12 protein-coding genes are annotated in these 13,031 nt (G+C 46.3%); 1 reads left to right on the top strand and 11 read right to left on the bottom strand.

The window, feature by feature from the left end; all coding sequences use genetic code 11:
* Positions 1–119: 119 nt before the first annotated feature.
* The 3 genes from CMO31_05900 to CMO31_05890 all read right to left on the bottom strand — a co-directional run bounded on the left by CMO31_05900 (position 120) and on the right by CMO31_05890 (position 1,972).
* Positions 120–788, bottom strand: a complete 669-nt coding sequence (locus CMO31_05900; GenBank protein ID MAZ53531.1) for a bifunctional demethylmenaquinone methyltransferase/2-methoxy-6-polyprenyl-1,4-benzoquinol methylase UbiE — start codon at positions 786–788, stop codon at positions 120–122.
* 114 nt (positions 789–902) lie between these two features.
* Positions 903–1,169, bottom strand: coding sequence for an NrdH-redoxin (locus tag CMO31_05895; protein MAZ53530.1), 267 nt, complete (start codon positions 1,167–1,169; stop codon positions 903–905).
* Positions 1,170–1,255: 86 nt separating this feature from the next.
* On the bottom strand, positions 1,256–1,972 hold the full coding sequence (locus CMO31_05890; GenBank protein MAZ53529.1) for a hypothetical protein: 717 nt from the start codon (positions 1,970–1,972) through the stop codon (positions 1,256–1,258).
* A 33-nt stretch (positions 1,973–2,005) separates the two neighbouring features.
* On the opposite strand from CMO31_05890, the gene CMO31_05885 reads away from it, so the two are divergent.
* Entirely contained in the window at positions 2,006–3,190 is a 1,185-nt protein-coding gene (locus CMO31_05885; GenBank protein MAZ53528.1) for a dihydroorotate dehydrogenase (quinone), read from the top strand.
* Positions 3,191–3,393: 203 nt separating this feature from the next.
* On the opposite strand, the gene CMO31_05880 is transcribed toward CMO31_05885, so the two are convergent.
* The 8 genes from CMO31_05880 to CMO31_05845 form a co-directional block, all read right to left on the bottom strand.
* Positions 3,394–3,957, bottom strand: a complete 564-nt coding sequence (locus CMO31_05880; GenBank protein MAZ53527.1) for an ATP:cob(I)alamin adenosyltransferase — start codon at positions 3,955–3,957, stop codon at positions 3,394–3,396.
* A 241-nt stretch (positions 3,958–4,198) separates the two neighbouring features.
* The gene (locus CMO31_05875) at positions 4,199–5,599 is read right to left on the bottom strand and encodes a hypothetical protein (protein MAZ53526.1); all 1,401 of its coding nucleotides are present in this window, start codon (positions 5,597–5,599) and stop codon (positions 4,199–4,201) included.
* Positions 5,596–6,621 carry a family 2 glycosyl transferase gene (locus CMO31_05870; protein MAZ53525.1) on the bottom strand — a complete coding sequence of 342 codons (1,026 nt, stop codon included), beginning with the start codon at positions 6,619–6,621 and terminating at the stop codon, positions 5,596–5,598. The genes CMO31_05875 and CMO31_05870 overlap by 4 nt, the downstream gene beginning before the upstream one ends.
* A 44-nt stretch (positions 6,622–6,665) precedes the next feature.
* Positions 6,666–7,370, bottom strand: coding sequence for a 1-acyl-sn-glycerol-3-phosphate acyltransferase (locus CMO31_05865; GenBank protein MAZ53524.1), 705 nt, complete (start codon positions 7,368–7,370; stop codon positions 6,666–6,668).
* Positions 7,367–8,857 (bottom strand): lycopene cyclase, encoded by a 1,491-nt coding sequence (locus CMO31_05860; protein MAZ53523.1) that lies wholly within the window; start codon positions 8,855–8,857, stop codon positions 7,367–7,369. Before CMO31_05860 ends, CMO31_05865 begins: the two co-directional genes overlap by 4 nt.
* Positions 8,854–10,419 carry an FAD-dependent oxidoreductase gene (locus tag CMO31_05855; GenBank protein MAZ53522.1) on the bottom strand — a complete coding sequence of 522 codons (1,566 nt, stop codon included), beginning with the start codon at positions 10,417–10,419 and terminating at the stop codon, positions 8,854–8,856. Before CMO31_05855 ends, CMO31_05860 begins: the two co-directional genes overlap by 4 nt.
* A 413-nt stretch (positions 10,420–10,832) precedes the next feature.
* Positions 10,833–11,735, bottom strand: a complete 903-nt coding sequence (locus CMO31_05850) for a phytoene synthase (GenBank protein MAZ53521.1) — start codon at positions 11,733–11,735, stop codon at positions 10,833–10,835.
* Between the two features lie 45 nt (positions 11,736–11,780).
* A complete protein-coding gene (locus CMO31_05845) occupies positions 11,781–13,028 on the bottom strand; it encodes a 4-hydroxy-3-methylbut-2-en-1-yl diphosphate synthase (protein MAZ53520.1) in 1,248 nt (415 codons plus the stop codon).
* Between the last annotated feature and the right edge of the window lie 3 nt (positions 13,029–13,031).

Below are 13,031 nucleotides of genomic sequence, written 5' to 3'. Positions count from 1 at the left end.
GCAGATTATTGATTGTCCTTCCCGTAAATTATCAGGCCTAATCTCTAAAGCTTGTTGATTGTTATCCATTGGGAGCTTAATTGCATTAATCTCGACCTAACTTTGGGTCTATCAGCGGTTCACATAGGCTTTATCCCTATGTGAACCGCTGATAGACCCGGGAATTGCCGCCAATAGTTAATGTTGCAAAACCCTGCTAATTCTATATGCTCACTTAGGATTGATGGGTGGAAAAAGCCTTTTATCGAATCAGGAAGATACTCGTATGCGCTTCTATAACCAGATAAAGCACCCCCGATCGCGGGAATAATCTTGGAACTGTACAGTCTAACTAAGTTACCTAGCGGTCCCGAAGGCGGGGAAGTAAATTCCAGTATTACTAATTTTCCTCCTGGGATGAGCAAGCGAAAGAACTCATTAAGGCCCTGATCGACGTCCTCTAAATTACGGAGTCCGTAAGATATAGTTATTGCCCCAAAGCTACAATCCGGGTAAGATAGCTCACTAGCGTTACCTACTTCCCAGGTGATGCTAAGCCCTCGTAAATTAGCCTTTCGACGTGCGATAGTTAGCATGCGCTCGGACAAATCTACTCCTACTACGTTGACTCTTGGGCCATACCTTTTTATGGCTAATGCAAGATCTCCAGTTCCAGTTGCGGCATCTAGAATTCTAGACGGTGAATCTACTAAGGCCGCTTTTACTGCCTGGGATCGCCACCTCTGATCCAAACCAAGGCTAAGAACAGAATTTATTAGATCGTATCTCGGTGCGATTGATGAAAACATTTCTTCCACTTGTTCAGCTTTTACCTGTCTCTGGTTAGCTATTTGAGCACCCACAAGCAAAGGTACCACGCGATAAGTACCAGTTAGCTTTTGAAAATGAACGGCAAATTTGGTCTACTTTAAATCTGGGAGATCGTAGGTAGACAAAAAGTTATCTAATTTGGCCCTTGAGAACCCGGAAAGACTAGTAGCATTGCCATTATAAACAAGGGTAGGGACACTTCTCCGGCCGCCATTCAGCGCCATTACGTATTCCGCGGCATCCTGATCTTCTTCTATATTAACTTCTTCAAAAGGAATGTTGAGCTTTGAAAGGTACTGTTTGGTAATTATGCAGTCTCCACACCAGTGAGTGGTGTAAACCTTTACTTTTTCGTGCATTCTTATCCTCCGCCTTATGCATCTCTGAATCCCGCATACTTAATCGCAAACCCAGTATCCCCCGAATCGAGTGAATTAACCTCTCTTTAGGCGACTTTCCGTTGTCCTAATTCATTGGCCTCGACTTGGATGGCCCCATAAACCTCTGCCTGGCTGGCAAGCACACGCCCGTCCTTCACCAACTCGAGTAGACCAGCGAATAGAATGCCGACCTTTTGCCAAGCACAACCTTCCGCTAGTTCACGAAAGGTGCCATTTTGCTTACGAAGCAACCATCGGATCAATTTTTTTACGGCATCAGCGACAGAGAAGCGTTCAACAGCAACTTCGAAATAACTCCCAACCCTAAACCTGGAAATAAGAGCTGCAAGCTTACGAGCCGAAGTATCAGTAGGAGGCCTTGGTCGGTCGTATTTTGGGCTCTCGGCACGCGCAGGTAAAACTAAGCGTCGCTGCTCCCTTTGATTACGGAGAAATTCTATGGCTCCCTCAAGGGCTTCCAACTCTAGGATGACCTCTAAGGTCTCCTCCATAACGCTTATTTCGTCATCTTCTATTTTAGGCGGTTTAGGCAGAAGGAGTCGAACTTTCAACTCAACGACATGGGCAAGTTGCGGTAGGGCCTGTGTGGCTAACGACAAATCATCGACGTAATTATTAAAGAAACTAAGAAAAGACTTAACTAACCCTACTAGGTTTACCTCAGAAGGTAGAATAGAACCAGCTCTTAGCGAATACCCTAGTTCGGTAAGAGTTCCTTTAAATGTGTCCTGAACAACAAGAAAACCCGTTTTAACTTTCACTAGAGAAGTTTATCAGGTAGGTCCTTAGGCGTGATGTCGGATTGTCCTCACCTGAGTACAAGAGGAGGAAGACAATCTCTTGAGCCTCCAAAAACCTTAACATCGTCGAAATTTACCTCCCCCAAAGTTACACTGGTCCTTGTGTATCACCACTTTGCCCGACCTCTTCTTTTTAAATTTGACCCAGAACACATTCATGACCTCACAATGGGTTTGCTTTCATATCTAGCCGAGCGGCCCAGCCTATTGAGTTGGGTGACTAGTCGCCTGCCAGTGTCTGACGATCGCCTCCGAACCCAAGTTATGGGGTTAGATTTCCCAAATCCTGTCGGTCTAGCTGCAGGTCTTGATAAAAACGGCCTAGCTATCCCCGTTTGGGCTGCCCTAGGTTTCGGCACAATTGAACTCGGGAGCGTCACTTTTAGAGGTCAAGTCGGGAATGCCAGGCCCAGGCTATTTCGACTTCCCGAAAACTCGGCTCTTATAAACCGTATGGGCTTTAATAATGAGGGTTCTGCTGCGATCGCAGAACGATTATCCCTCCTACGAGGTTCGGGTAGGTGGCCTAAAATCCCTGTCGGGATCAATATTGGAAAGACTAAAATAGTTCCTAACAACCTTGCTCCGAAAGATTACGCTGGCGCAATGAGAGTTTTGTGGTCGCACGGGGATTACTTTGTCATCAACGTTAGTTCTCCAAATACTTTGAGACTTAGAGAGCTCCAAGCCACTGAAGCCCTTGAATCAATACTTAAATCTATTCATGAAGTTCGTGAAAGCCGAGGATTTAAACCAATTCTGATAAAAATCGCCCCTGATTTAGAACCAGGAAGAGTAGAAGAGATTGCTGAGTTGGCTCACAAACATGCTTTAGATGGAATTATTGCAACTAACACAACTGTCACCCGTCCCGGTACAACGAAAAATCTGAACGAAGCTGGTGGTCTTTCTGGAAAGCCTCTTTCAGAATTATCTTTGCAGACACTAAGGACACTAGCCAGCATTAGCGACCTTCCGATAATCTCCGTCGGTGGGATTTTCTCGGCAGAAGATGCCTATGATCGTTTTGCTGCTGGGGCTAGCTTGATACAAGGGTATACTGCCTTTGTCTTTCACGGCCCAACCTGGGTATGTGACATAAACCAGGGCCTAATTAAGCTTTTGAATCGCGATGGTTATAAGAATCTTACCGAACTAAGGAAATCAAAAGCTAAGTAGTCAATCCACACCAGAATCAGTCGATCTATATAACAGCCAGAGTAAGTATGTTTTTCGGGAAGCTAATTTTCCGATGATTCATTCAATTTTAAAAGCTATATTTTCCTGAGACTAACGAACAACCATGGTAATCATGCTCGGTAAGTGTTGTGTGCTTATATGGAAACCCTGGTATACAGATTTTCAACTAGATCTACTACCTACTACTCCTTCGACCGAGGCAACCACAAAGTCTCGGTCGCTTTAGTCCTGACGTTCACCGTCCGAGCTAACGTGAAAAGAAGGTCAGAAAGGCGGTTGAGGTAAACTACAATTTGAGTATTTACCTCCTCCTTATTAGCCATTGCCACTACCTCTCGCTCCGCCCTCCGTGTAACGCCTCGAGCGAGATGTAACCCAGCAGCACAGGAATGACCACCAGGAATAATAAAGGACTGCAGTGGTGAGAGTTCATGATCGAATCGGTCTATTAATTTTTCAAGTTGTGAAACATCTTTTTCCGTAACGACTCTTAGGTTCTGTCGAGGCGAGGCGTCCATTGGTGTTGCTAGGTCCGCCCCAATCTCAAACAATCTTTTCTGAATACCGAGCAGCTCCTTTACGATATCCCCTAATTCGTCTCCAGCGAAACTAACGGCAAATCCAATAGCACTATTCGCTTCGTCAACTGCGCCACAAACCCCAATTCTCGGGTTAGCTTTTGAAACACGATCGCCACCAAAAAGCCCTGTTACGCCGTCATCTCCAGTTCGGGTATATATCTTCATGCCTAAAGACTACCCCGTGTCGAAACAATTAATTATAGAGGCCATTACCATGTTCCTGGAACTCGAGCGACATTATGATTAGGATCCTTTTATTAGCCAAACTACCGATTAGAAAAGCATAGTCCTAACCCTACATATTAATTATTTATAGGCTTTATTGCTATTAGAGAAACTATCTTTCCCTCGTCATCAAATCACAAGTCCTGAGCCTTAATGCTTTTGATATTAAGCGTTAAAGCGCCTACTTAACCTCGATGACCCGGGCAGCCTCTTTACCCGATAATAAGGCTAAGGGCACCCCTCCTCCTGGGAATACGGTGCCACCTGCAAGTGCAAGATTAGAAATACCTGGAACCCGATTATTCGGACGCAATGTCGATAGAAGGCTGTCTGGAGCGTTACCATAAATACTGCCCCGATAAGCCATCCTAGCAAGGTGCCTAGGCCCTAAATGCTTTGTCCAAATTATTTGCTCAGGTTCAAGAAAACCGCGATTTATGAGTAATTGGGTAACCCGACGAGTTTGACGCTCCTCATCGATTGAGTGCTCAACTGTTGGCGCATTAGTCATTACAAACCAGTTCTCGCAACCCAAGGGAGCGTCACCCGAATCACCCCGGCAGCTAAGGTAAATATACAAAGTTGGATCTTCAGGCCACTCCCCTAGTTGGATTGAGTCAAACTCAGAACGATAGTTAGCCGGATAGGAAATTGTGTGATGAGACATTAAGGGATTATGGCCACGTACCGCCAAAAATACTACTAAACCCGACAGACTTGGCCTAGCCTGTTCTAATCGATGTCGCCAACCTAGTAGTTGGTAGGTCCGGATGATATCTAGTGAGGACACGACAGCATCGCATTTGATTTGGTCATCAGCAACGACTGAACTTATACACCCTTTGTTTATCTCTAAGTGCGTAACTTCTGCTGATCGGCGAATATCGACACGAAGATTTACTGCTAATTCCTCTAGGGCTCTCACCAACCCATACATCCCGCCTCTTGGGAACACAGTCCCCTGTCCGAATTCAACCCAGGCAATATTATGCAATATAGCTGGGGCTAGATACGGATTGGCACCTAGATAAGTCGCGAACCGTAAGAATATCCGCTCAAGATCAGGACTAGGATTGAAAGACCTTATAAGACTTGCCAACTTCATTGTGGGGTAAGACCTAAAGCCGTATCTAATAGCATACTTGAAGAGACTGAGAATTCCAGGAGCTCTCCCAAATACAAAAGTCTCACAGGCCCCAACGTATAACTTTCGAGCCTCTTTAAGAAGCTGAACGAAACTAACCTTCTCCGCTGGATCTAATTGCTCTTGAGTCTTCTCCCAATCCTGGTAGACATCAAGGACCCGTCCAGATGAAAAAATATTTCTACTAAGCAGCTCAAGAGGCTCGAAAGAGATTGGGCATTTATAACCTGCATCTTGAAATATTCCAGTGACCACATCTGGCATAGTAAGAACACTGGGGCCAGTATCAAAACGAAAACCATCTTCTACAATCTCGCTCGCCTTACCCCCTAATGTTGGTTCCTGTTCTACAAGAATGACCTGGTTCTCTTTAAGCGCCAGATAGATAGCAGCTGATAATCCGGCTAGCCCCCCGCCTAGTACTACGACTTTTCTCACGGGTAATTACGCCCCTTCCAGGTATAGCTTCCTCTCTTATTCAGAGCATAAAGGCTAATGAACCAAACAACGATAGGGGCGATTGGCTGCAACCACAACCACATTGGATTTCTCCCAACCTTTAAATCGACCAATATTCGCAACCCCAATCCAAGCAAGCACACCAGGAGCCAACGCTCCTCGAAGATAACAAGTCCCCAGCTAAGGGTATAGCTGAGGGCGCTAAGTATGAGGATGATAAAAAGAAATGACACGTGGCCTGCTGCTGGTAAAATACTTTTAGCAAACCCCTCAATAAGGTCCTTCGATCGTCTGTACATACGAGTTTGAAGTACTTGTGCACCAAGTGCCAGCGCTACAAGTTGACCTGAGGCCTTAGCGCGACGGGCTAGAGACACGTCCTCTAACACTAGGTTCTTGACTGATACATGTCCTCCTGATTTCCAATATGCCTCTCGAGTCCACATCATCATTTGCCCATTGGCAGCCACTAAAGAATCTAAGGGCAGGTGTTTGGCGCCAAGTTGCGGTAACCCACCCAAGAGAATGACATCTAGTTGGGGTACTGCAATCCGCTCAAGAACGCTTTCAACTTTCTGTAAGGGCCATACACTTAGAAGCCCTGCGCCTTGGGCCTTCCGAAAACTTAGTATCGCCCCAAGTGCTCCTTCCTTCCAAAATACGTCGGCATCCGTGAAAATAAGAATTTCTCCCTGAGCCAACTTGGCGAGCTGATGGCATGCCCAATTTTTTCCACCCCATCCTTTCGGTAATGGCGTTCCTTTCACAACCCGGAGTCGGATATTGTTATTGCTTGCTTCAGCTAGTAGCTGTGAACTACCGTCACTCGACTCGTCATCAAGGACCAAAATCTCGTCAGCTGGTTGCGCCAAAAGTAGTGGCAGTGTCAGGGGAAGAATATCAACCTCGTTCCTAACTGGCATAAGAATAGAAACCTTCTCATCGGTCCTTAATCCGAAACGAATTGTTGGAAAGGTACAGAGATTAAGAATCAAAACCATAAACTGTACACCAAGAAAGCAAACCGAAGACCAAAAAAGTATTGTCAGAATCTCCAGAACCTCTCAACCCATGCATTGCGCTCATTAGCTGGTCGCCGACCCCTAATCCACGTTACAAAACCTTCGGGTATTTCCTGAGGGTCAGCTACACCTATTGCTGAGTCTACCTCGTCAAGGAGAAGGTTAAGATCATCTATCAATTCAGTCCCGTTATGATTCTCCAGGTCCCTTGGAATGCCGATGTTGAGAAAAGCCTCAGGGCGCTCGCCTCCCCTAAGAACAACCCGACAAGCTATAGGTACTAGGGGAACTCGTGCCTTTGAGCTCAGATAGGTCGCGCCTTTGAAAACATGTTTTACCCTACCTGGTTTCCTAAGTTCTCCTTCGGGAAAAATAAACATTGATTGGCCCTTCTGCAATCTCTTTAAAACTTTCCGTACTTTACGCGCATCAATCATTCCTAGTTTTCGGAAAAATCGGAATCTACCTAGTTGATCGGGATCCATCAGTCCGCCTACATGACGAGAAATCTTTAGCCGTATCAACCAAAGTAGGTACCCGTCCCACCAAGAATGGTGATTTAAAGCAATCACGGCGGCATAAGGGAAACTCTCCCAACACCCTCGAACATAAACTCCGCCTAGCCCAGTTCTCAGCGACCGACGAATGATCAGTGGCATAATTAAAACGATCCATCGCTCTAATGCACATTGGAATACTTCGAGAGGTCTTTTTCGAAAATGCCTCATGTGCTCTGCCTTAGTAGACGTATTTTCTGGGTTAACGGAGTCCAAAGGACAGTAAGGGCCGTTATAGCGACAAAACCCACAAGCGCTGCAGCATGAAGCTTAAATATTATCAACCCAACTACCATTAAAAAGCCTTGGGTGACAAAAACAATTCTAAGTGATTTGAGTCCCTGACAACGGAGTCGGGGCTCAATACGTAACAGGATAGATACCAAGATCACTCCCGCCACGTACCAACCCATAAAATTGCTGATAGGTACCCCAAAATACCTTCCGGCTGGGTCGAATTGCCAAAACCCTTGGTGCACCATTAGAGGGTCTAATCCAAGGTCCCAAGCAACCAAAAACAACGGTGCAAGCCATCTGATTCCACGATCTGGAGCGGCAGCGATAGCTACGATCGTGAAAGCCCACCAGCCTAGGATGACGAGTATTGGAACGCCAAAGATAGTTGGGCCAGGCGCTGAATAAGTATAGTTACCGAATGGAACACCAGTGCGAGTCCCTAAAAGTTCTATTGCTACACCAAAGACTATAGTCACTATAGCCAGTACGAATGCTTTATTTCCGATCAAGGCCTTGACTGCGCCGAACACACCAATAGCTAACAGTGCCGTACTAAGGTAGGAAAATAAAGGGAACAACTTAGGAAAAAGGGGCGTTGGTACCATCGAAATAGCCCACATCACCAAGGTAGCTTTCCACCAAAACCCCGGGGTTTTCAGTATCTCACGCAATCTAGCTCTTGATTCGGGTTCCAAGACAAGCAACATTCCCGAAACGACCATAAGATTTGTTATGAGGAAAAATACTGCTTCTTCGAGAGGCAACCCCAGTAACAGTATGCCGGTCGTATGTTCAGAACTGATCCACCAAATGTTTAGACCAATGGCTATGCGATCCGCCAACCAAAAATAGATTGTTGGTATAGACAAAGCAACTGCCCACAACTTAGTTCGGCGAAGAATAAGATCCCCACCGAAGCCCCATTGTATCGCAAGAATAGGGCAAGCCCAAACCAAGATAAGACCGAGATAGGATCCCCAGGATACATTAGTAAGGACAAGCCCCAAGGCCGCCACACTAACAAACACGCACGCGACAATTGGCCGAAATATCCGACTTTCAGCCACCTTAGGCGCATTTAACTCCTTAAACCGAAATCGGAGAGTCAAAAGGAAAAGGCCGGTGATTACTGTCTGCAAAACAAAAAACAGATACTCTTCAATCGGCACATGACCAATTGTGGCGATCACCTTTCCTGCGGGATACCCCCAAACGCCATTAGCAACGAGATAATTGTCCCAAGGGGTCGTGTATAGGACAGCCATAACCACGTGTGCTAAAAGAGCGATTACTGGCCATCGCATTAAGGCTCCAAACTTGCCCTTATCAAAGACCTGAGTTCGGAAGCAGATCAAATACCAGACAATCATTGCTGCAACGGCAGGCAAGGTAAACGCGAGGTGAAATTGCATGTAGGTCATTTCGCACCTCCTATTCCTAAGCCAATGAACCGGCGGCGTGACAAATCTCTAAGAAGAACCCTCGCCGCATTTCGCCCCGATGCTCCCATAATTCCCCCTCCAGGGTGGGTGCTCGCACCAGTTAAGTAAAGGCCTTTAAGGTGGGACTTATATTGAGCCATACCAAGGAAGGGACGAAGCGCAAACATCTGGTCTAAACTCATTTCCAAATGCATTACATTCCCACGAAACAACCCCAACTCCCGTTCTAGCCATAACGGATGCTGGAAGAGACTTCCCACTATTTTCTCTTTTGTCCCTGGCGCAAACTCTTCAAACTTATCGATAATCGAGTCGGCAACTTGATCCACTATGACATCCCAGTTGCGATCATTGGATAATTTGTAAGGAAAGTATTGGGCCCATAACCATAGTACCTCACCTCCTTGCGGAGCAAGAGTGTCATCCACAGCACTGAAGGTCATTGCCACAATAGGTGGGTCAGTAGCGGGATCCCCGCGAAGGTAGTCGCCATATGCAGCCATAATCTGTGAACGGGACCGACAAATCAACTGCAAAGCAGTCCTAGCTTCGATCCCACTATGCGACGCGTATTTAATAGGCTCAGATAAAGCTAGGCGAACAACCGCCCCAAAACCATTACCAGTCCGCATCGATTTGGCAGCCGGTGGCCTGTGTTGAGAAGGCAAAAGCCTGGAAAATACCTCTATTGCATGAGTTCCAGAAATAATAGCTCGTGCGGTGTAGTTCTCGGCACCAACCCGAATTCCGGTGGCTCGGTTACCCTTAACCAGAATTTCATCTACAGGAGCCTCAGTGAATATCTCCCCGCCGTGCTCTTCGATATGTCGGGAAAGAGCCTCCGATAATTTGCCTGAACCTCCTCGGGGCCTGGCGATCCCTCCTTCATGATAGAGGGGATGCCAAAGAAGAAATGGAGCTGACATCGATTCACTTGGGGGCGGACCAGATTGAGCAGCCATCCACACAAGAGGCGCTTTAAGTCTTTCCTCGTGGAAAAATTCGTCGATAACCTCACCATATGGCCGGGAGATTGCGGACAGCGACCTTCGCCAATCTCGAGTTATGCCTCTACCAAACAACATCTTCCGACCAAGATTTAATGGGCTTGGAACTTCGAGGAAGATATCCTTAACTACACGAGCAAACGGTCGCCAGTAATCTAAAAAGTTAGCGTAAGATTCACCTTCGCCTGGAAAAATCCGATCGATACCATCCGCAGTCTTCTGCGCATCTCGATAGAAAAACAGCGGATCTCCACTCTCAAAGGGCGCAAAAAATAATGGATCTAGTTCCAAGTACTCAAGACCAAACCGCTCTAAACCAAGTTCCTGGACAATCGGGGTTAATCGAATAAGGATATGAGCACTTCCGCCTAAATCGAACTGATAACCAGGTACGATTTCCTTGGTTGATACGGCACCACCCACCTGAGAGCGCCTTTCGAACACAGCAACTTTATAACCTGCCTGAGCCAGATAGGCAGAAGCAACCAGTGCGTTGTGGCCTGCTCCAATAGTAATTACGTCAAAGTCCGGCACTCCTTCATCCTATCGCCGATTTAAGAGAATTTGTAGGTTGTGCCTTTCTAAACATGTGAAGCAGGGTATATCTGCCAACATTCAGTAATAACTCACTCCATAGACTCAATTAAAAAGAACTAATAGGCAACCTAAGAAACTACTGACCGATGCTGTCATAATTAAGTTGTGAACAATAGAGCTCCCGCTTTTTTGGGCTGACAGCTCATACCCATGACCTCTAATAAAGCTTCAGCACACTTATTAACGTTAAGGTCTACAAAATCAACGTATCTGTACTCCGGCCATGACACGCCTACGATTGAACCTCTTTATCGGAATCTAAAAAGTGCATTCCTGGAAATCTAGAACGGCGCCTATGCGAAGCAATAATAATCGCAGCGGAAAACTAACAACAATACAATGATAAGGCGTCAACTAGCTCTTGTTCTCACGAAAATCTCTAATAAAACTCTCGGGATAACGGAAACCCTTTCAACGGGCTTTAAGTGAGCACGCTGCGTGAGATTATTGTATTGGTTGTTTTCTAATTTGGTCAGAATGCCTTCATAGCTGAGAGCCGCAATTCCAACCGCTATGCCGGCGCTACCGTGAAGGCGGGGTATACCTTTCCAACCGATACGGTACAACCCTTTAGCCTTTCCTATAAGTTCTTCAAGTAAGGCGAAGTACCCCTTAGTAGCCCTTCCTTGAGAAAGATCGTCCACCGAAACATCATATTTTTCTAGGAGTTCGTCTGGAAGATAACAACGACCATTATTAAGATCCTCACCGACATCCCTCAAAATGTTAGTGAGTTGCATAGCATTACCAAGAGCTACTGCATAATCCAGAGTCTCGGGACCACCCCGATAACCAGTGATCGGAGTAACGAGCAATCCAATCACGCCAGCAACACGACGGCAATAAACCATAAGTTCATCACATGACTTAAATTGCTTAAAAGAAATGTCGCTGAGGAGCCCGAGGTGGAGTTCCTCAAAGGCTGAAAATGGTATCGGGAAACGCTCAACAACCCAACGTAAGCCAACAGCTAAAGGGTCCTCAAGACACCGTTCGTCTCCATAAGCTTGGTTAATTACCTGCCACCATAAAGCAAGTCGTGATTTGGCATCATCACGATTGCAAGCCTCGTCAACAGAGTCATCGCCACTTCTACAAGCCGCGTATATAATCTGGATAGCGATCCGAGTATTTCGTCCGAAGAACTTCGACCCAAAAAAGAACGTACTAGAGTGTTCCCGGGTTACGCCCTGGGCATAATTAATGGCCGCTTGGAGACTCACTAAAGATCTACCAGAACCTAATGGCCGCAAGGCTTACCCCCAAAACTAGGGTAATATCGGTCTTTATTGCGGTTTTTAGTTACTGTCAACATCAGAAGTCACTCCATACCGATTTTCCACGTAATCCTGGACCATCTGGTTGAACTGTTGGGCAATATTTCTCCCTTGGAGCGTCGCAACAAGTTTGCCATCTTGGTAGACCGGAGCCCGAGGTGATTCTCCTGTACCAGGAAGAGAAACTCCTATATCAGCATGCTTAGACTCTCCCGGACCATTAACAACGCAACCCATCACTGCTACCCTAAGCCCTTCAACGCCTGGGTATATTTCTTTCCAGGAGGGCATCATTTCCTTTAAATAAACTTGAATGTCTCTTGCCATTTCTTGGAATAGAGTACTCGTGGTACGCCCACAACCTGGGCAGGCAGTCACCGTTGGAACAAAATTTCGTATATCTAGGGCCTGGAGTATCTCTTGGGACACCTGCACCTCACGATCTCGTGGGGCACCCGGTTGAGGAGTAAGCGAAACACGAATCGTGTCCCCAATACCTTCTGCCAGGAGGGTGGTGATTCCAGCCGTACTAGACACAATCCCTTTGGTGTCCATACCTGCCTCTGTGAGCCCTACATGAAGCGGATATTCGCAACGTTGCGCAAGTTGCCGATAAACACTCCATAGATCCCAAACTCGTGAGACCTTAGCGCTGATAACTATTTTGTCCCGCCCAAGACCCCGACGTTGAGCAAGATCTGCTGACCTTAAAGCGGATTCAATCATTGCTTCGATGAGTACTTCGTTTGCCTCTTGGGGATTTGAAAGGGAGGCATTGCGATCCATGAGATTTTTTAGTAGATCCTGATCTAAAGAACCCCAATTCACACCGATTCTGATTGGTTTATCAAACTCTATAGCTACGTCTATCATTGTTAGAAAATTAGTATCATGCCTATTACCCACGCCAACATTCCCAGGGTTAATCCGGTACTTCGCTAAACCTTCAGCCGCCTGGGGATTCTCCTTAAGCAAGATGTGACCGTTATAGTGGAAATCCCCTACCAGTGGAACTGGTTTTCCTTGATCGGCAATAAGGTCACGTATTTGGGGTACCGCTCTGGCGGACTCAGTATTATTTATTGTAATACGTACAATTTCACTACCAGCTTCAGCAAGCCTCACGACCTGATTTGCAGTTGCAACAACGTCAGCAGTGTCTGTATTAGTCATCGACTGGACAACCACCGGATGATCTGAACCGACAGGAATGCCACCAATCCAAACGGTAGGAGTTGTACGTCTTGGTGCTTTAATCATGCGCTTCATTTT

This window comes from Trueperaceae bacterium (assembly GCA_002707365.1).
Lineage (GTDB): Bacteria > Deinococcota > Deinococci > Deinococcales > Trueperaceae > UBA6957.
Note: the sequence above shows the minus strand (reverse complement) of the source record. Positions and strands in the feature narration are given on the sequence as shown.

Excerpts from the sequence above, each read along its gene's own strand:
- CMO31_05900 (MAZ53531.1), bottom strand. The coding sequence starts at position 788 with ATGTTTTCATCAATCGCACCGAGATACGATCTAATAAATTCTGTTCTT.
- CMO31_05895 (MAZ53530.1), bottom strand. The coding sequence starts at position 1,169 with ATGCACGAAAAAGTAAAGGTTTACACCACTCACTGGTGTGGAGACTGC.
- CMO31_05885 (MAZ53528.1), top strand. The coding sequence starts at position 2,006 with ATGTCGGATTGTCCTCACCTGAGTACAAGAGGAGGAAGACAATCTCTT.
- CMO31_05880 (MAZ53527.1), bottom strand. The coding sequence starts at position 3,957 with ATGAAGATATATACCCGAACTGGAGATGACGGCGTAACAGGGCTTTTT.
- CMO31_05870 (MAZ53525.1), bottom strand. The coding sequence starts at position 6,621 with ATGGTTTTGATTCTTAATCTCTGTACCTTTCCAACAATTCGTTTCGGA.
- CMO31_05865 (MAZ53524.1), bottom strand. The coding sequence starts at position 7,370 with ATGAGGCATTTTCGAAAAAGACCTCTCGAAGTATTCCAATGTGCATTA.
- CMO31_05860 (MAZ53523.1), bottom strand. The coding sequence starts at position 8,857 with ATGACCTACATGCAATTTCACCTCGCGTTTACCTTGCCTGCCGTTGCA.
- CMO31_05845 (MAZ53520.1), bottom strand. The coding sequence starts at position 13,028 with ATGAAGCGCATGATTAAAGCACCAAGACGTACAACTCCTACCGTTTGG.